Origin of the sequence: Methylobacterium sp. E-065, assembly GCF_022829605.1 — a bacterium.
In the GTDB taxonomy this organism is placed as follows: Bacteria; Pseudomonadota; Alphaproteobacteria; order Rhizobiales; family Beijerinckiaceae; genus Methylobacterium.
In genome coordinates, this window is sequence record NZ_JAKSYD010000074.1 from 122,801 (window position 1) to 139,151 (window position 16,351).

Here is a 16,351-nt window from a genome sequence, read left to right on the forward strand (position 1 = left end):
GCCGCCAGCGCGGCTCAGTCGGCCCACAGCGCCACCAGGGAGAAAAAACCGGCCATCAGGACGTTGACGACGAGGATGCCGGCGATGATCAGGGCGAGCGTCATGGTGGCCTCCGAAGCGGGGCGATCGGGCGAGACATGTGGATTCGGGCGCGGCCCGATCTTCTCGGACCTGCGCCGCATGTGTCGGTTGCCGCTTCAGTGCGGGCTGATCACCCGCATGAGATCGGCGAGGTAATCGACGTTCAGCGGCGTCCAGCCGAGCCGGCGCCGGATCAGGCTGTAGGCCGTGCACAGCGCGGCAACCGAGCCGATGACGGCCAGCGTGAACCAGCGGATGTCGCCGGTGCCGAAGCCGACCGCGACGCCGATCAGCGCCGTCGTCACGAAGATGATCCGGCTCGGGTTGGCCGGGCCGCGCGGCGTCACGTTGGACATGGGAACCTCCCTCGATCCGGATCAGCGGGCGCGGCAGTTGGGGCCGAACCAAGTCATGGTCCGGTGATCCCTGCCGCCGTCAGACGATGCGCCGCAGACGGGAAAGCGCGTGTCGCCGCTCCGCTGGAGGCTCATCACCTTGTAGAAGTCACGCTGGGCGTCGCTGCGTCGGTTCTGCTCGGCGCGCTGGGCCGGCCAGTACCGGCCGCTGGCGGCCTCCGCGGCCGCGCGGTCCTGGTGGAGGCCCATCATGCACTCCGCGAACGCATCGGTGCCGGGCTCGAAGCCGAAGCCGAAGCATTGGTTCTGGTCCATCGCGTGCCGCTCCTGCGGCGTGACGCAGGCTGCGAGACCCAGGGTGCAGGCGGCGGCCAGCGCGATCTTCGCGGCGGTCGGGAGCCGCCACGCGTGCCGGCCACGCGTTTCATCGCGGCACCGCACAGACGAAGCGTTGTTCTCAGAAACAGATTGAACGGAAACTCCACCGTAAAATCGTTTCGTCATTACCCTCGCGGCCCCGTTCTACTATCGGCGCGAACATCCGCGGCGCGATGGAACGAGACCTATACGGGCGCGCCCGGTTTGTTCGTGCCCCAGAGCACGTGAACAATCTGTTCTCCGACAACCCGGCGTGCGCATCCACCCGATATGTAGATGACCGTGAGACCGAGATGCGACAGGAGTCACAGAACCCAAGGCATAATCGATTTACGTAAACTTCTAACGAAATAGTAAGCGGCGATCAGTGTCATTGAGCCGATAAATATTATCTCGATAATATAAATGCGTGAGATATACCGACGATCCCAGGTCCAGAAACAAGAACGGGCGCATCAAATCCGCAGGCGAACGTGCAGGGTCGCGCCGTAAGGCGGGGATGGACGGGCGGGTCCGAATCAAGCGGGCTTCGGCGCCTTTTAGGGTCGGCCGTAGCGCACAGTCTGGCGCGGCTTCGCCGGAAGCGGGCGCGCCAGCGTGAAGGCGGCGCGCCCGGGTACGATCAGACGAAGTGCTGACCGCCGTTGATGGTCAGCGTCGAGCCGTTCACGAAGCCGGCCTCGTCGCTCGCCAGATACTCGACCGCATGCGCGATCTCGTCGGCCTCGCCGAGACGGCCGGTGGGGATCGTGGAGATGATCTTGTTGCGGATCTCCTCCGCCACAGCCATCACCATCTCGGTGGCGATGTAGCCCGGCGCCACCACGTTGACGGTGATGCCCTTCGAGGCGCTCTCCTGCGCGAGCGCCTTGGCGAAGCCGATCACGCCGGCCTTGGCGGCCGAGTAGTTGGTCTGACCGGCCTGGCCCTTCTGACCGTTGATCGACGAGATGATGATGATGCGGCCGAAGTTGCGGCTGCGCATGCCCTCGATCAGCGGACGCGTGCAGGTGAACATCGAGTCGAGGTTGGTCTTGATGACCTGCTGCCACTTCTCGAAGGTCATCTTGTGGAAGGCGCCGTCCCGGGTGATGCCGGCGTTGTTGACGAGGATGTCGATCAGGCCGACCTCGGCCTCGATCGCCTTGATCCCGGCCTCGCAGCTCGCGAGATCACCCACGTCGAACTTGAAGACCGGAATACCGGTCTCGGCCTTGAAGGCGTTGGCGGCTTCGTCGTTGCCGGCGTAATTGGCGGCGACCTTGTAGCCCTTGTCCTTCAGCCGTTTCGAGATCGCCGCGCCGATACCGCGGGTGCCGCCTGTGACGAGGGCGACGCGTCCTTGAGCCATTCTTGTTTCCTCCTGTTCGCATCCCGTGATGCCGCGTGCGGATGGCGTCCGCACGCGAATTTTTGTGATCTTGGCTTTAAGTCTTAGTTGTCGAGAAACCGACGTTACAGATCGATCAGGTCCGCTCGACGCACATCGCCACGCCCATGCCGCCGCCGATGCACAAGGTGGCGAGGCCCTTCTTGGCGTCGCGCCGCTTCATCTCGTGCAGCAGCGTGACGAGGACGCGGGCGCCCGAGGCACCGATCGGGTGGCCGATGGCGATGGCGCCGCCATTGACGTTCACCTTCGCGTCGTCCCAGCCCATGTCCTTGTTCACTGCGAGCGCCTGGGCCGCGAAGGCCTCGTTGGCCTCGATCAGGTCGAGGTCCGACGGCTTCCAGCCGGCCTTCTCCAGGGCCTTGCGGGAAGCCGGGATCGGGCCGGTGCCCATCACCTTGGGATCGACACCCGCCGTCGCCCAGGACTTGATCCGGGCGAGCGGGGTGAGACCGCGGCGCTCGGCCTCCGAGGCCGACATCAGCACGAGGGCAGCCGCGCCGTCGTTGAGGCCGGACGCGTTGGCGGCCGTCACGGTGCCCTCCTTGGAGAAGGCGGGCTTCAGCTTGGCCATCGCCTCAACGGTGGCACCCTCGCGGATGTACTCGTCGGCGTCGACGATCGTGTCGCCCTTCCGGCCCGGCACGGTCACGGGGACGATCTCATCCTTGAAGCGGCCTTCCTTACGGGCGGCCTCGGCCTTGTTCTGCGAGCGGGTCGCGAACTGGTCCTGCTGCTCACGGGTGAGCTGGAAGGCCTGAGCAACGTTCTCGGCGGTCTGACCCATATGGTAGCCGTTGAAGGCGTCCCAGAGCCCGTCCTTGATCATGGTATCGACGAGCTTCACATCGCCCATCTTCTGGCCGGCCCGCAGGTACTGGGCGTGCGGCGACAGTGACATCGACTCCTGGCCACCGGCCACGATGATCTTGGCGTCGCCGTTGGCGATCTGCTGCATGCCGATCGCGACCGTGCGCAGCCCTGAGCCGCAGACTTGATTGAGGCCCCAGGCGGTGGCCGCTTCGGGGATGCCGGCCTTGATGGCGGCCTGGCGCGCCGGGTTCTGGCCGGCGCCGGCGGTGAGCACCTGACCGAAGATCACCTCGTCGACCTCGTCGGGCGAAACCTTGGCGCGCTCGAGGGCGGCCTTGATTGCAGTCGCACCGAGCTCGTGAGCCGGCACCGCCCCGAAGGCGCCGCCGAACGAGCCGACGGGCGTGCGCGCCGCCCCGACGATGACGATCTCTTCGCTGGCTGCCATGTTGCGTTCTCCTCTCGCGAGCCGGCGCGCCTTCCGGGGCGCGCTCTGTGCTGGCACTGGGATGAAGGGCGTGACATCGGCGAAGTCAAGATTGCGCATCGGACCTTGAAATGATGCCGATGACGCGTCCGCGAGACTGAAATGACGCCTGGCGGCGGCGAGGCCTGCATTATTCTGCGTTGAACAGATGCAGTTTGCTGTTTTCTGCGCCGGGGGAAGGCTTTAAGGATCGTGCTGCGGGCGCGAAGATGATCCCGCAGGGCCGCATCGCGCGGACCCTCAAGTCCCGAGATCGCAAGTCGAGAAAGGCCGTTCCCGATGGCGGATACCGTCAAGGCCACACAGACCGTCATCAAAAAGTATGCGAACCGGCGCCTCTACCACACCGGCACCTCGACCTACGTGACGCTGGAGGACCTCTCCACGATGGTCCAGAATGGCGAAGACTTCATCGTGTATGACGCCCGCACCGGCGACGACATCACCCGCTCGGTGCTCACGCAGATCATCTTCGAGCAGGAGAACAAGGCCGGCGCCGAGAATTTGCTGCCGGTGGCGTTCCTGCGCCAGCTTATCCGCTTCTACGGCGACAGCATGCGCACCATGGTGCCGAGCTTCCTGGAATTTTCCATGGCGAATTTCGCCAAGGACCAAGACGGGCTGCGCGAAAAATTTGCGCACAGCTTCGGCCCGGCCGCGTTCCAGAACGCGATCGAGCAGTCGGTCCGCACCAATATGAACTTCTTCGGCGACGCCATGAAGATGTTCACGGGCTTCGCACCGCCCGCCGGGGCACAGCCCGCTCCGTCGCCCGCTCCTGCGCCCTACGGTGGCGGCGAGCTCGACGACCTGAAGCGGCAGATGCTGGAGATGCAGCAGCGCCTGGAGGCGTTGGCGAAGAAATAATCGCTCGCCCGGCGGGACCGGATAGAAGTTGACGAACTCTTAATATCGGTATCACCCTTGCGACACCGGCATGGAAACGTGCGGAGCGTGTCGCGATGGTGCGAGTCGAAGCAGGCAATCGTCTCGGCCCGGCACAGGTTAGGCCTGTGCGGGCAGCGCCGGGCGCCACGGAGGGCGTCAGGTCTGAGACCACGCGCCCGGTTGGACGCTCGCTCGTCGTGATCGATGGGGGACGCCCGGAGGGGCGTGAGAGGGCCGTGCCGGTGGAGCGCACGGCCCTGGGTCAGTCCCGGGCCGGCTTCATCACGCAGTTGCTGACGGCCGATGACCCGACGCTACATCCGTCGCGCCTGGAACGGACCCGGATGGCCGCCGCGTGTTACGCGGAGGCCGCGCGGCGCCTCGCCTGAGGCACCGCGAAAGATCTCAAGCCTCGACGGACTTCACCTTGAGGACCTGACGGCCACGGTACATGCCGGTCTTCAGGTCGATGTGGTGCGGACGGCGCAGCTCGCCCGAATCCTTGTCCTCGACATAGGTCGGCGCCTTGAGGGCGTCGGCCGAGCGGCGCATGCCGCGGCGGGAGGGGGAGGTCTTGCGCTTCGGGACGGCCATGGTGTGATCCTTCGTGACGCCGCGGACAAAGCGGCGCCCGGGCGGCTCCCCAATCGAGGATCGCCACGCGCACCGCGGGATACGGATGAGGGCGCGCTTATAGCTGCGGCGTCAGCTCGTGGCTAGAGCATCGTCCCGAAAGGTGGTGTCCGGTTCCCGGAAAACGACGATGCGGATCAAAAAGCCGTTATCCAGACCGGACTTCCGGACCGGGATGCGGGACACAACCGTTAAGCGCGGGTTCAAATGCGACAGCGCAGATCTGCGTTGCCGGTGCCGCGCAGCGGGCCGTGACTTTTCGGGAGAACGCCATGGCTTCCTCCACCAAGACCCTCGCTCTGCTCGCCCTCCTGTCGAGCCTCGTGGCCGGACCCGTCCTAGCCCAGGCCCCCGCTCCGCAGACGCCCACCACGGCGGCTCCGACCGCCCCTGCCCGGCCCACGGCGCCGAGCGCTCCGGTCGCCGGCTCGCCGAACGCTGCCAAGACGGCTTTGATCGACCTCAACAGTGCCAGTACCGAGGAACTCGATGCCCTGCCCGGCATCGGTGCGGCCCGCGCAGCCGCGATCATCAAGGGCCGTCCCTATCGGGGCAAGGATGATCTCGTCACGAAGAAGATCATCCCGAAGAACGTCTATGACGGCATCAAGGACAAGATCATCGCCAAGCAGAAATAGCCGGGTCCGGCGTTGTCCGATCGCGTTGCGATCGCGCACGGACCTGAGCCTTTGATGCGACGCGCTCTCTCGCACCGAACCGGTATCCACTTCGGCGGAGGACGCTCTACTCGGCGATCGCCCCCTGGGGCATGGAAAAGCCCGGGGGCGTCTTCTCGGCCGCCGCCTTGGGCGGCGCACGCTTGGCGGGGACCTTCTTCCGGGCCTCTGCCTTCGGCGGAGCCTTCACGACGGGCGGCGTCTCGCAGGCGCGGAACGTGAGTTGCGCCAGCGGCGCCCCCTCCTCGCTGACGATCGTCATCGAATCGGGCAGGGTCGGCAGGGTCGGCTGCCACTTGATCGGACCACCCAGCATCGCCTCGATCGCCGCCGGGGCACTCCCGCGCCGCAACGCCGTGAAATCCGGGCCATACGCGGTGGCGACCTTCCCGGCGATCACGACCAGCAACACCTCGTTCACCTCGGGCGTCAGCGGCCTCAGCGGGTTGGTGGTCTGGACCTGCCCGGCCCGGGCGACCACCATCTTGAAGGCCTTGCCGTTCTCGAACCGCGCTGCGCTGGCCCCGCAGGGCTGCCCGGGCGGGAGACCGGCCGACGGCGTCGGATCGTTCATCGCCGGGGACGCAGGCGCTTGAGCAGGCTGCACCGGGATCGTCGGCACCGGGGCCGGCGCGGCCGGGACTTGCTGCGCCGGCGCGGCCCAGACCGCGGGTCCGAGCGACAGGGGAAACGACGCGGCGAGCAACAGGGCGGTGCCCCGACGGACTGGCGACCTCATCGTCCGGATTCCGGAGAATCGTGCCGGGCCGGTTGGTCGCGCCCGGGTCTCGTCAGGGCTCTGATCGGTTCCAATTCGAACGCCTCCAAATCGAGCACGTGCGGATCGGGCAGCCTCTGATCGAGGACCTGCGCCGTCCGATCGATCGGAGTACTGCGCGGGCCGACCGCGCCGAGGAACAGGTCTTCATCCTCCGAATCAAGCTCGGAGCGCATGCGCAGGGGTTCGCGCCGGCCCCGGGCCGCCATCGCGGCGACGGCCACGATGGCGGCGACGAAGATCAGTATCGCCAGGATGATGATCAGGCGCTCCATGAGGCCGGCAGCTCTAACCCGGTCACTCGGTCGCCGCCAGCCCAGGCCACGCGGAACGCTCCTTGCGTGGCCGATCGGACCGGGTCAATGCGGTTTGACCGGAGCCGGAACCGATCGATGCAGCACGAGCCGAGCCGCAAGCCCGAGGATCTTGAGGATCACCTCCTCGGACTGATCGAGGCCGCCCGGGACCAAGCGCGGGAGGACCCGTTCCGCAATCCCGTCCTGGCCGTGACCCTGGCGATCACCCGCCGGTTCGACCGGGGCGAGATCTCGGCGGACGATCTCGGGCCCCTGTTCGCCCGGTTGCGCGCGGAATCCCTGACGGCGCGAGCGGCGCGTCTGCGCAGCTATGTCGGGCTCGCGACCGGGCCCGTCGACCCGGCGGCTTCGGTCCCGGCCCGCTTGGTGACGGCCGCGGCTGACGGGCACGACGGCTTCGACCGCTTCGCGGCCTTCATCCATCGCACCGCCTTCGCGGTGGTGTTCACGGCGCACCCGACCTTCGGCATGCCGCGGGTCGTGGCGAACCTTCTCGCCGAGGCCGCCAGCCTGCCCGATGCGGCTGCCGGAGCCGCGCTGATCGAGCGTGCCGCCGCCCTGTCCACCCGGCCCGATGCGCCCATCACCCTGGATGTCGAGTTCGAGCAGGCCTGCGCGGCGGCCAATAACGGGCGTCTGGCGCTCGACGCTTTCAACGGCGCCCTGCTCGATGCCGCCCGCGCCCGCTGGCCGGAGCGCTGGGCCGAGCTGACGCCCCGCCCGTTCGCGATCGCGAGTTGGGTCGGCTGCGATACGGACGGGCGCACCGATATCGGCTGGTGGGATACCCTGCGCTACCGGCTGATCTCGAAGCGGATGCAGTTCGACCGGGTGATGCGCGAGCTCCCCGGGACCGCCGGCTGCCGGACGGTTCGGGCGCTCGCCGAGGACGCGCTGGCGGCGGTGAACCGCCAGCTCGCGGTGGCGCCGCGGCTCGGCGAAAAGCCGTCCCTCGAATCCGTGCATCGCTTCGCCCTGGCGCTGATCATCGAGCGCGAGCGCGCCCAGACCGATGCGGGCGCCCTGGTGGCGGGCCTCACGGCGGCGCTGGAGACCGCCGACGACGCGGACGACAAGCGCCGGATCGCCATCCTGCGCGCCGGCGTCGCGACGCATGGGCTCTCGAACGCCCTGCCGCACTTCCGGCTCAACGCCAGCCAGATCCACAACGCGGTGCGCCGGGTGATCGACCTCGAGGGCGAGCCCGCCGACGCGGCCCGCCGCCGCTCGCACCTCGCGACCATCCACGCGCTCCTGAACGACGTGCGGCCGGTGGCGGTGGATTTCGGCGCGCTCGCCGCCGAGCGGGCCTCGGCCGCCCGGCTGATGATGACGATCGCGCAGATCCTCAAGCACGTGGACGGCACCCATCCGGTGCGCTTCCTCATCGCCGAGACCGAGACCGGCTACACGCTGCTCGCGGCCCTCTGGCTGGCGCGCCACTACGGCATCGCCGACAAGCTCGAGATCACGCCGCTGTTCGAGACGGCGAGCGCCCTGGAGCAGGGCATCCGGGTGCTCGACGACGCGCTGCGCAATCCGCACTGGCGCCAGTACCTGAAGCGCATCGGCCGGCTGACCGTGCAGTTCGGCTACTCGGATTCGGGGCGTTACGTCGGCCAGCTCGCCGCCACCTTCTGGATCGAGCGGCTGCGCCTGCGCATCACCGAGATGCTGGTTCAGAACGGCCTCGCCGATATCGAACTCGCGATCTTCGACACGCACGGCGAATCGATCGGACGCGGCGCGCATCCGACCTCCTTGCGCGACCGCCTCGCCTATCTCGCGCCCGAGGATGCCCGGGATCGCGCCCGCAAGGCCGGCATCAAGGTCCGGCTCGAATCGAGCTTCCAGGGCACCGACGGCTACCTGTTGTTCGGGACCGAAGCTCTGGCCGAGGCCAGCGTCGCGCGCATCAGTGAGCACGTCTACGCCCTCGACATCGCGGAGGACGATTCCTTCGCGGATTACGCCCTGGGCGACGAGGATTCGGGGGCCGACGCGAAGGACGACCCGATCTATTCCGAGCCCGACTTCGCCCTCGAATTCTTCACCGCGGCCCGCCAGGACATGGAGGCGCTGGTGGACGATCCGGGCTACGCGGCCCTGCTCGGCACCTTCGGCCCGAGCCTGATCGACCGCACCGGCTCGCGTCCGGTGGCCCGCCAGAGCGACAATGGCGGCCCGGCCCGCATCACCCACCCGCGCCAGATGCGGGCGATCCCCAACAACGCGATCCTGCACCAGCTCGGCTTCCTGGCGAACTCCCTCCACGGGATCGGCCGGGCCGCCCAGCGCGGGCCTGACCTGTTCCGCGACCTGCGCCGAGACTCGGTGCGCTTCTCACGGGCCTTCCGGCTGGTGCAGCACGCTGCCTCGGTGGGCGATCTCGACGTGATGCGCGCTTATATCGACACCCTCGACCCGGCCGTGTGGCTGGAGCGGGCGCGGCGCACGCAGAAGGATTTCCGCCGGGACGAGCTGGTGGTGATCGCGGGCGCCCTGGAACGCCTCGATCTCGCCTCCGCGCTTCGCAGCCTGTTCGGGCGCCTGACCCGCGACTGGCTGGACCTGACGGCGGCGGCGCCGGACCTGCCCGTCATGTCGGCGCGGCTGACGCTGCTCCACGCCCTGCGGCTGGCGCTGATCCACCGGATCTGGTTCCTGGCGGTGCACATCCCCGGCTTCCGGCCGCAGGCTGGCATCTCCCGCGAGCAGTTGCTGGAGCGCTTCCTGCGCCTCGACATCGACGGCTGCCTGAAGCTCCTCGACGAAATCTTCCCGGTCACGCCGGATCCGACGCTGGGTCTGAACTTCGGCGAGCCGGCGGGCCCGCGGGATGTCGGCACCTACGAGGCCGAGCACGCCAACCTGTTCCAGCCGATCCGCCGGATGTTCGATCAGGTGCGGGAGATCTCAGGGATGATCCAGCACGAGGTGGGGGCGTTCGGGTAGGTCCGAGCGGGTGAAAAGCCGATCGCCGGGGCAGGGCCGGCGATCATCAACTGGGGCGGTTCATCGATGCCGCACGCAGGTCCCGGCGTTTGGTCGAGGCCCCGGGCCGTCGGTTTTGGTTTGAAGGCAGCTTCGGGCGGTATGCTGCCGGTCCGCTGATGAACCACAAAGCATGGTCGCAGACGTCGCCTTCACGTCCGCCTACGACTTGTCTCAGACGGCGCGTTGCTTGCCGTGCGGGGTCGGCGGCCTCGGAGGAGGAGGCGCTCGGCGGATGCCCGCATCACGAGCGGCGAGGCTGAGCGGGTCGAAAACGGGTTGCTGGCGATTTTGCGTCGGGCTGACTGCCGATCCGGCGGAGCACGCGACAGAGCTGCTCCGCGGAGTAGGGTTTGTGCAGCAACTCGAAGCCGTGGCTGCCCTCCGCGGCGAGAACGTGGCTGTACCCGGAGGTAAGCACGACCGGCAGGTGCGGCAGGCGGCTGCGCAGCGCCTCCGCCAACGCGATCCCGCCCATGCCGGGCATCACCACGTCCGAGAACACGGCATCGAACCCGTCGCCGTCTGCCCCAAGACGGTCCAGCGCCGCCTCGGCGTTGGCCGCCCATTCGGTCGCGTAGCCGAGATCGTGCAGGATCTGGGTGGCAAAGCGGCCAACCTCGACGTTGTCCTCGACCACCAGGATGCGTCGGCCCGCCCCATCGATCGAGGCGTCGAGACTCTGCGGCTCGCGGGTCGGCTGGGCCGGCGCGGCGACCTGGGGCAGGTACAGCGTGAAGGTGGTGCCTGTCCCCAACGCACTGACCACGTCGATGTCGCCGCCGGATTGCTTGGCGAACCCGAACACCTGGGACAGGCCCAGCCCCGTTCCCTTCCCGACCTCCTTGGTCGTGAAGAACGGCTCGAAGATCCGGTCGATCTGGTCCGCCGGGATGCCCGTACCGGTGTCGGTAAGCGACACCGCGGTGAAGTGACTGCGTGAGCCGGCATGGCCGCGGATCCCCGGCATCGGCGCGTCGCAAGCCAACCGCAGCGTCAGGGACCCCTCGCCATCCATCGCGTCGCGGGCATTGACGGCCATGTTCACCAGCGCCGTCTCGAACTGGCTACGGTCGCAATGGATGAAGCATGGGCCGTCGGGCAGCTCGACGGCGACGTGGATGCGGGCCCCGGTGATGGTGTCGAGCATGTCGGCGACGCCGCGCAGGCAGTCACCGACCTCGAAGGTCTCGGGCTTGAGTGCCTGCCGCCGGGCGAAGGCAAGGAGCTGACCGGTGAGCTTGGCCGCGCGATCCACGGTGTCGGAAACCGCGTCCATGTAGCGTCGGCGCCGATCCTCGGCGAGATCCGGACGACGCAGGAAGTCCACCGACGAGCGGATGATGGTGAGCAGATTGTTGAAGTCGTGCGCCACACCGCCGGTGAGCTGGCCGACCGCCTCCATCTTCTGGGACTGCCGTAGGGCCTCTTCGGCGATAGCGCGCTCGTCAACCGCCTCGGCGATCCGGCTCTCCAGCGTCGCGTTCAGCTCGCGCAGCTGCGCTTCGCGCGTGTGCAGCTCGTCGAGCCGCCCCCGTGCCTCGTACTGGCGCCGCCGGCCGCGCAGGGCGGTCGCTGCGACGCTGATCAGTGTCGTGGGATGGAACGGCCGCTCCAGGAAGCTGACGTTGCCGAGGATGCGCGACAACCGGGTCGCGGTCGGGTTCCGGTCCACACCACCCTGACGGGTGAGCATGATGAACGGCATGTCCGACCATGCCGGCTGCCCGGAAATCCATTGGTCGAGCCCGGTAAGGTCGGCGGTCCGGACCGCCTCCTCGGTGATCAGCACCGCCCCGGCGGTCTCGCCGAGTGCGTGCACCAACTCGGGTAGGCCAGGGACGATCACCGCGGTGAGGCCGGCCCCTTCGAGCAGTGCCCGGGCCAGTCCAGCGTCACGTCCGTGCGGTGCCAGGATGAGAATGTGCTCGGATGATGCCTCGTGCGGCGTCACGACAGGTCGCTGCCCTGCAGCACCGTGTCACCATCGCGCTGGATCATCTCCGGCGTACCGCGCAGGACGCCTTGAAAACCCTGCAGCGGCTCGCCGACCCGCAGGCCGGTGTTGGTGATGCGGTACTCGCGGATCGTGTCCTCGTGCGCGCCGGTGCGCTTCTTCACCACCGAGATCGCGCGGCGAACCTTCCCGACTGCCTCGAAGTAGCGCAACAGCACGACGGTGTCGGCGAGGTAGGTGATGTCGACCGGGCTCTTCATATCGCCGACCAGCCCGTGCTGAGCGACCGTCAGGAAGGTCGTGGCACCCTGGCGGTTGAGGTACTGCAGCAACTCGTGGACGTGCAGGATCAGCGCGCCTTCGTCGAGCATCGCAGCCCGGTAGCCATTGAGGCTATCGATCACCACGGTCTTGGCCTGCGCTTCGTCGACCTGCCGACGCACGAGGTGGGCAAACTCACCCGGCGACAGCTCGGCGGCGTCGACCTGCTCGATCGTCAGCAGACCCTGGTCACGCAGGCCGGCGAGATCGAAGCCCATCGCCTTGGTGCGCTCCAGCAGAAGCCCGAGTTCCTCGTCGAACACGAACATCGCCGCCTTCTCGCCCCGTGCGGCCGCGGCGGCGACGTACTGGACCGTGAGCAGGGATTTACCTGCACCGGCCGGCCCGAGGAGCAGGGTGCTCGACCCGGTCTCGACGCCGCCGCCGAGCAGGGCGTCGAGTTCGGGGATGCCGCTGTGCACCGTATCGCGGGTGAACGTGGTCTTGTGCTCCAGGGCGATGAGGCGCGGAAAAACCTCCACGCCGCCGGTGGCGATGTTGAAATCGTGGTAGCCGCCGCGGAAGCGTTGCCCGCGGTACTTCATCACCCGAAGCCGCCGGCGCTCGGCGCCGTAATCGGGCGCCAGCTCCTCCAGGCGGATCACCGCGTGGGCGACGCTGTGGACGGTTTTGTCCAAAGCATCCGCGGTGAGATCGTCGAGCAGCAGCATGGTCGTGTTTTGTTTGGCGAAGTAGTGCTTCAGCGCCAGGATCTGCCGTCGGTAACGCAGCGAGCTGCCGGCGAGCAGGCGGATCTCCGATAAGCTGTCGAGCACGACGCGGGCGGGCTTCACCGCATCGACCTGCTCGAAGACCGCCCGTGTCGCCTCGCCGAGTTCGAGGTCTGAGGCGTACAGCAGGGTCTGCTGCTGCTCGGGATCGAGCAGGCTCTCGGGCGGGATCAGCTCGTAGATCGTGACCGCGTCGGGCAAGCTCCAGCCGTGCGAGCGGGCGGTCTCGTGCAGCTCGTCGGTCGTCTCCGACAGGCTGATGTACAGGCCGCGCTCGCCCCGACGGGCACCCTCCAGCAGAAACCCCAAAGCGATCGTGGTCTTGCCAGTGCCGGGGTTGCCCTCCAGCAGGTAAAGGCGGTTCCGCGCGAGGCCACCCCCGATCACGTCGTCGAGGCCGGTGATACCGAACCTCGCCTTGTCCACGGACACGGCCTTTTGATCGGCATCAGCGGACATGGACGGTCAGCTCTTTCTTCAGGGCGGGCGACAGCCCGGAACAACCTTCGCCATGATGGCACCAAGCTGGATTTTCCAGCCTGGATCACCAACACAGATTAGTATGCTGCCTCAGCGTCAGCGGACCATGTGATCGTCCACCGTAGCGGTTACACCCCCCGACCTGATGTTGACGAAGGGGTGACGAGCGGCCGCTTCGGGCAGGCGCTGACACTGTTCCGAGCAGCCGATTGGGTCCGAAGCAGTCCCCGCCAGCAGCGCCCAGCGCCCCTCAAACCGCCTCCACCCGCAACACCGTCCCCGACAGCCCCACCACCCGAACGCGCCGGCCGACCGGCAGATCCGGCCCTTCGATCCGCCACAGCGTGTCGTCGAAGCGGATGCGCCCCGCCCCCTGCACGATCGGTTCGGCGAGCACGCCCTCGCGCCCGATCAGGCCGCGGTCGGCGCGGTTCAGAACCGCATCGTGGGGTCCGGCCCGGCGGTGCAGGTGGGTGGCCAGCGCGACCAGGGCGACGGCCAGGGCCGAGAACAGCAGCGTCTGGCCCTGCCAGGGGACGGGGATCACCACGGTCGCGAGTCCGGTCGCCACGGCTGCCAGCCCGAGCCAGATCAGGAACACGCCGGGCACCAGGATCTCGGCGCCCGCCAGCACCAGACCGGCGATCACCCAGCTCCAGGCCGGCCCGAGCGCCGCGACGACCGCCAGCGGATCGGCCATGGCTCAGCTCCGCAGCGCGACGTCGGGCGGGGTCGCCGCCCGGCGTGGTGGCGTCCCCTCGCCGAACACCGCGCGGGTGAGCTCGCCGATGCCACCGAGCGTGCCGGCCAAAGCCGCCGCCTCGATCGGCACCACCACGACCCGCTGGTTCGGCGCGGTGGCGAGCGCCCGCACCGCGTCGACATACTTCTCGGCCACCAGAAAGTTCGCCGCCGCGATGTCGCCCTCGGCGATGGCGCGGCTGACCAGCCCGGTCGCCTGCGCCTCGGCCTCGGCGGAGCGCTCGCGTGCCTCGGCGTCGCGGAACGCGGCCTCCTTGCGGCCCTCCGATTCGAGGATCGCCGATTGCTTGCGCCCCTCTGCCCGAAGGATCTCGGCGGCGCGCTGGCCCTCGGCCTCCAGGATCGAGGCACGCTTCTCGCGCTCGGCCTTCATCTGGCGGGCCATCGCCCCCGCGAGGTCGGGCGGGAGCAGGATGTCCTTGATCTCGATCCGGTTGATCTTCACGCCCCAGGGCGCGGCGGCGGCATCCATCACCCGGAGCAGGCGTTCATTGATCTCGTCGCGGTGGGCGAGGAGTTGATCGAGATCCATGCCGCCGACCACCGTGCGGATGTTGGTCATGGTCAGGGTCGTGGCCGCGAGGTCGAGATTCGAGACCTCGTAGGAGGCGCGGGCCGCGTCGAGCACTTGGTAGAAGACCACCGCGTCGATCGTCACCCCGGCATTGTCGCGCGTGAAGGCCTGCTGGCTCGGCACGTCGATCACCTGCTCCATCACGTTGACCCGGCGGCCGACGCGCTCGACGAACGGGATGATCAGCGCGAGGCCGGCCCCGAGGGTGCGGGCGTAGCGCCCGAATCGCTCCACCGTGAAGACGTAGCCCTGCGGCACGATCTTCACCCCGGCCGCAAGGGTCAGGATCACCAGAGCCGCGGCACCGACCGCGAACACGCTCAGCCCGAACGGAAGATACATCGCTCGCCCCTCCCCAACGCTGCAGACCCGGCCGCCGGAATCGCCGCGATGGCGGCTCACGCCCGCGTCGGACGAATGGTCCGGATGAACCGGTATCACATCGGCTTGATCATCTTTGGTTCAGGCCGCCGCGCTTAGGAAGGCTGGCAGCGTCGCCCCCGTCGTCGCCTCGGCCCGTCGATGCAACGCTTGCTGAAGAAACCTGCGACATGATAGCCGCAGCCGCGAAGCGGAAATTAGTCCTTCCAGTTCGTGGTGATCGGTAGATATCCCTACCCTATCAGAGTTGGTGCGCGCGTGAAGATTGCTGTCCTCGCACATCTCAAATACCCGATCGGCCAGCCTTATGCCGGCGGTCTGGAGATGCACACGCACCTGCTGACCGTCGCGCTGAAGCGGCTCGGACACGATGTGACCCTGTTCGCCAGCCGCGGTTCGGACCCGGCGCTCGACCCGGTGATGCTCTGCGACCCCACCGGGGACGCGCTGCTGGACCCCGAGCGCGAGGAGGCGATCGACCGCGCCGAGCACGATGCCTACCGGCGGATGATGGACATGGTCGCGGCCGGCGGGTTCGACCTCGTGCACAACAACGCCCTGCACGCCCTGCCCCTGCAGGAGAGCGCCCGGCTCGGTCTGCCCTGGCTCACGGTGCTGCACACGCCCCCCTTCGAGGCCTTGGTGCGCGGCATCGTCCAGGCCGATCCCGACATGGCGTTCCTGGCGGTCTCGCCGTCCCTGGCGCAGGAATGGGCAACGCTCGTCCCCGACGCGCAGGTGGTCGATAACGGCGTCGATCTCTCGAACTTTGCGTTCAACGCGGCGGCCGACGCGCCGCCCTACGCCTTCTGGTCCGGCCGGATCGTGCCCGAGAAGGGGCTGCACCTCGCCATCGACGCCGCGCGGGCGGCCAGCCTGCCGCTGGTCTTCGCCGGGCCGAAACTCAACCCGGCCTATTGGGACGCCGAGATCGCGCCGCGGCTCGGGCCGGACCTGACGCATCTCGGCCATCTCTCCCACCGGGATCTCGCCCATCATCTCGGCCGGGCCCGGGTGGCGATCGTGTCGCCGCGCTGGGAGGAGCCGTTCGGCCTCGTGGTGGCGGAGGCCCTGGCCTGCGGCACGCCGGTGGCCGCCTTCCGCCGGGGCGCGATGCCCGACATCCTCGATGCGCAATGCGGCCGCCTGGCCGATCCGGACGACGCGCAGGATCTCTCCGTGGCGATCCGGGAGGCCGCCCGCCTGTCGCGGCGCGCCTGCCGGGACCGGGCCGAGGCGCTCTACGACGCCACCGCCATGACCGCGCGCTATCTCGAAGCCTACGAGGCCGTCATGGCGCGCTGCGCCGAGCGGGCCCGGCCGACCCTGCGCGTCGCGGGCGGGCGAGGCTGA

General features: G+C 68.3%; 16 protein-coding genes. 5 read left to right on the top strand and 11 right to left on the bottom strand.

Going from position 1 to position 16,351, the window contains the following annotated elements; genetic code table 11:
- Window positions 1–197: 197 nt before the first annotated feature.
- The 4 genes from MKK84_RS07575 to MKK84_RS07590 all read right to left on the bottom strand — a co-directional run bounded on the left by MKK84_RS07575 (window position 198) and on the right by MKK84_RS07590 (window position 3,466).
- Window positions 198–437 (bottom strand): hypothetical protein, encoded by a 240-nt coding sequence (locus MKK84_RS07575; RefSeq protein ID WP_243918238.1) that lies wholly within the window; start codon window positions 435–437, stop codon window positions 198–200.
- A 21-nt stretch (window positions 438–458) separates the two neighbouring features.
- Window positions 459–752 carry a hypothetical protein gene (locus MKK84_RS07580; protein ID WP_243918240.1) on the bottom strand — a complete coding sequence of 98 codons (294 nt, stop codon included), beginning with the start codon at window positions 750–752 and terminating at the stop codon, window positions 459–461.
- Window positions 753–1,437: 685 nt separating this feature from the next.
- Window positions 1,438–2,166: an acetoacetyl-CoA reductase gene (phbB, locus tag MKK84_RS07585; RefSeq protein WP_243918242.1), complete on the bottom strand. Its 729-nt coding sequence runs from the start codon at window positions 2,164–2,166 to the stop codon at window positions 1,438–1,440.
- 115 nt (window positions 2,167–2,281) lie between these two features.
- The gene (locus tag MKK84_RS07590; RefSeq protein WP_243918244.1) at window positions 2,282–3,466 is read right to left on the bottom strand and encodes an acetyl-CoA C-acetyltransferase; all 1,185 of its coding nucleotides are present in this window, start codon (window positions 3,464–3,466) and stop codon (window positions 2,282–2,284) included.
- A 318-nt stretch (window positions 3,467–3,784) separates the two neighbouring features.
- Between MKK84_RS07590 and phaR the strand changes: the two genes are divergently transcribed.
- Window positions 3,785–4,372 carry a polyhydroxyalkanoate synthesis repressor PhaR gene (gene phaR, locus MKK84_RS07595; protein ID WP_243918246.1) on the top strand — a complete coding sequence of 196 codons (588 nt, stop codon included), beginning with the start codon at window positions 3,785–3,787 and terminating at the stop codon, window positions 4,370–4,372.
- A gap of 95 nt (window positions 4,373–4,467) precedes the next feature.
- On the top strand, window positions 4,468–4,782 hold the full coding sequence (locus tag MKK84_RS07600; RefSeq protein ID WP_243918248.1) for a hypothetical protein: 315 nt from the start codon (window positions 4,468–4,470) through the stop codon (window positions 4,780–4,782).
- A gap of 16 nt (window positions 4,783–4,798) precedes the next feature.
- Here the strand turns inward: MKK84_RS07600 and rpmF are convergent, their stop codons facing one another.
- Window positions 4,799–4,987, bottom strand: a complete 189-nt coding sequence (gene rpmF / locus MKK84_RS07605; RefSeq protein ID WP_147910024.1) for a 50S ribosomal protein L32 — start codon at window positions 4,985–4,987, stop codon at window positions 4,799–4,801.
- A gap of 311 nt (window positions 4,988–5,298) precedes the next feature.
- On the opposite strand from rpmF, the gene MKK84_RS07610 reads away from it, so the two are divergent.
- Window positions 5,299–5,664 (top strand): helix-hairpin-helix domain-containing protein, encoded by a 366-nt coding sequence (locus tag MKK84_RS07610; protein ID WP_243918250.1) that lies wholly within the window; start codon window positions 5,299–5,301, stop codon window positions 5,662–5,664.
- Window positions 5,665–5,770: 106 nt separating this feature from the next.
- Here the strand turns inward: MKK84_RS07610 and MKK84_RS07615 are convergent, their stop codons facing one another.
- Together MKK84_RS07615 and MKK84_RS07620 are read right to left on the bottom strand one after the other, a co-directional pair.
- Window positions 5,771–6,442 carry a hypothetical protein gene (locus tag MKK84_RS07615; RefSeq protein ID WP_243918253.1) on the bottom strand — a complete coding sequence of 224 codons (672 nt, stop codon included), beginning with the start codon at window positions 6,440–6,442 and terminating at the stop codon, window positions 5,771–5,773.
- Complete coding sequence (locus MKK84_RS07620) at window positions 6,439–6,756, bottom strand: hypothetical protein (protein WP_243918255.1); 318 nt, start codon at window positions 6,754–6,756, stop codon at window positions 6,439–6,441. The genes MKK84_RS07615 and MKK84_RS07620 overlap by 4 nt, the downstream gene beginning before the upstream one ends.
- A 117-nt stretch (window positions 6,757–6,873) precedes the next feature.
- On the opposite strand from MKK84_RS07620, the gene MKK84_RS07625 reads away from it, so the two are divergent.
- Window positions 6,874–9,753 carry a phosphoenolpyruvate carboxylase gene (locus MKK84_RS07625; protein ID WP_243918256.1) on the top strand — a complete coding sequence of 960 codons (2,880 nt, stop codon included), beginning with the start codon at window positions 6,874–6,876 and terminating at the stop codon, window positions 9,751–9,753.
- Window positions 9,754–10,036: 283 nt separating this feature from the next.
- Here the strand turns inward: MKK84_RS07625 and MKK84_RS07630 are convergent, their stop codons facing one another.
- The 4 genes from MKK84_RS07630 to MKK84_RS07645 form a co-directional block, all read right to left on the bottom strand.
- Entirely contained in the window at window positions 10,037–11,746 is a 1,710-nt protein-coding gene (locus MKK84_RS07630; protein ID WP_313899320.1) for an ATP-binding protein, read from the bottom strand.
- Window positions 11,743–13,260, bottom strand: a complete 1,518-nt coding sequence (locus MKK84_RS07635; RefSeq protein ID WP_243918258.1) for an ATPase domain-containing protein — start codon at window positions 13,258–13,260, stop codon at window positions 11,743–11,745. Before MKK84_RS07635 ends, MKK84_RS07630 begins: the two co-directional genes overlap by 4 nt.
- Window positions 13,261–13,531: 271 nt before the next feature.
- Window positions 13,532–13,981 carry an NfeD family protein gene (locus MKK84_RS07640; protein ID WP_243918260.1) on the bottom strand — a complete coding sequence of 150 codons (450 nt, stop codon included), beginning with the start codon at window positions 13,979–13,981 and terminating at the stop codon, window positions 13,532–13,534.
- A gap of 3 nt (window positions 13,982–13,984) precedes the next feature.
- Complete coding sequence (locus MKK84_RS07645) at window positions 13,985–14,959, bottom strand: SPFH domain-containing protein (RefSeq protein ID WP_243918262.1); 975 nt, start codon at window positions 14,957–14,959, stop codon at window positions 13,985–13,987.
- 297 nt (window positions 14,960–15,256) lie between these two features.
- Between MKK84_RS07645 and MKK84_RS07650 the strand changes: the two genes are divergently transcribed.
- Window positions 15,257–16,351 carry a glycosyltransferase gene (locus MKK84_RS07650; RefSeq protein WP_243918264.1) on the top strand — a complete coding sequence of 365 codons (1,095 nt, stop codon included), beginning with the start codon at window positions 15,257–15,259 and terminating at the stop codon, window positions 16,349–16,351.

Bases quoted from the DNA above. Each gene is read 5' to 3' on its own strand.
- MKK84_RS07600 (WP_243918248.1), top strand. From the start codon at position 4,468: ATGGTGCGAGTCGAAGCAGGCAATCGTCTCGGCCCGGCACAGGTTAGG.
- phbB (WP_243918242.1), bottom strand. From the start codon at position 2,166: ATGGCTCAAGGACGCGTCGCCCTCGTCACAGGCGGCACCCGCGGTATC.
- phaR (WP_243918246.1), top strand. From the start codon at position 3,785: ATGGCGGATACCGTCAAGGCCACACAGACCGTCATCAAAAAGTATGCG.
- MKK84_RS07645 (WP_243918262.1), bottom strand. From the start codon at position 14,959: ATGTATCTTCCGTTCGGGCTGAGCGTGTTCGCGGTCGGTGCCGCGGCT.
- MKK84_RS07620 (WP_243918255.1), bottom strand. From the start codon at position 6,756: ATGGAGCGCCTGATCATCATCCTGGCGATACTGATCTTCGTCGCCGCC.
- MKK84_RS07610 (WP_243918250.1), top strand. From the start codon at position 5,299: ATGGCTTCCTCCACCAAGACCCTCGCTCTGCTCGCCCTCCTGTCGAGC.
- rpmF (WP_147910024.1), bottom strand. From the start codon at position 4,987: ATGGCCGTCCCGAAGCGCAAGACCTCCCCCTCCCGCCGCGGCATGCGC.
- MKK84_RS07575 (WP_243918238.1), bottom strand. From the start codon at position 437: ATGTCCAACGTGACGCCGCGCGGCCCGGCCAACCCGAGCCGGATCATC.
- MKK84_RS07640 (WP_243918260.1), bottom strand. From the start codon at position 13,981: ATGGCCGATCCGCTGGCGGTCGTCGCGGCGCTCGGGCCGGCCTGGAGC.
- MKK84_RS07580 (WP_243918240.1), bottom strand. From the start codon at position 752: ATGGACCAGAACCAATGCTTCGGCTTCGGCTTCGAGCCCGGCACCGAT.
- MKK84_RS07615 (WP_243918253.1), bottom strand. From the start codon at position 6,442: ATGAGGTCGCCAGTCCGTCGGGGCACCGCCCTGTTGCTCGCCGCGTCG.
- MKK84_RS07635 (WP_243918258.1), bottom strand. From the start codon at position 13,260: ATGTCCGCTGATGCCGATCAAAAGGCCGTGTCCGTGGACAAGGCGAGG.
- MKK84_RS07625 (WP_243918256.1), top strand. From the start codon at position 6,874: ATGCAGCACGAGCCGAGCCGCAAGCCCGAGGATCTTGAGGATCACCTC.
- MKK84_RS07590 (WP_243918244.1), bottom strand. From the start codon at position 3,466: ATGGCAGCCAGCGAAGAGATCGTCATCGTCGGGGCGGCGCGCACGCCC.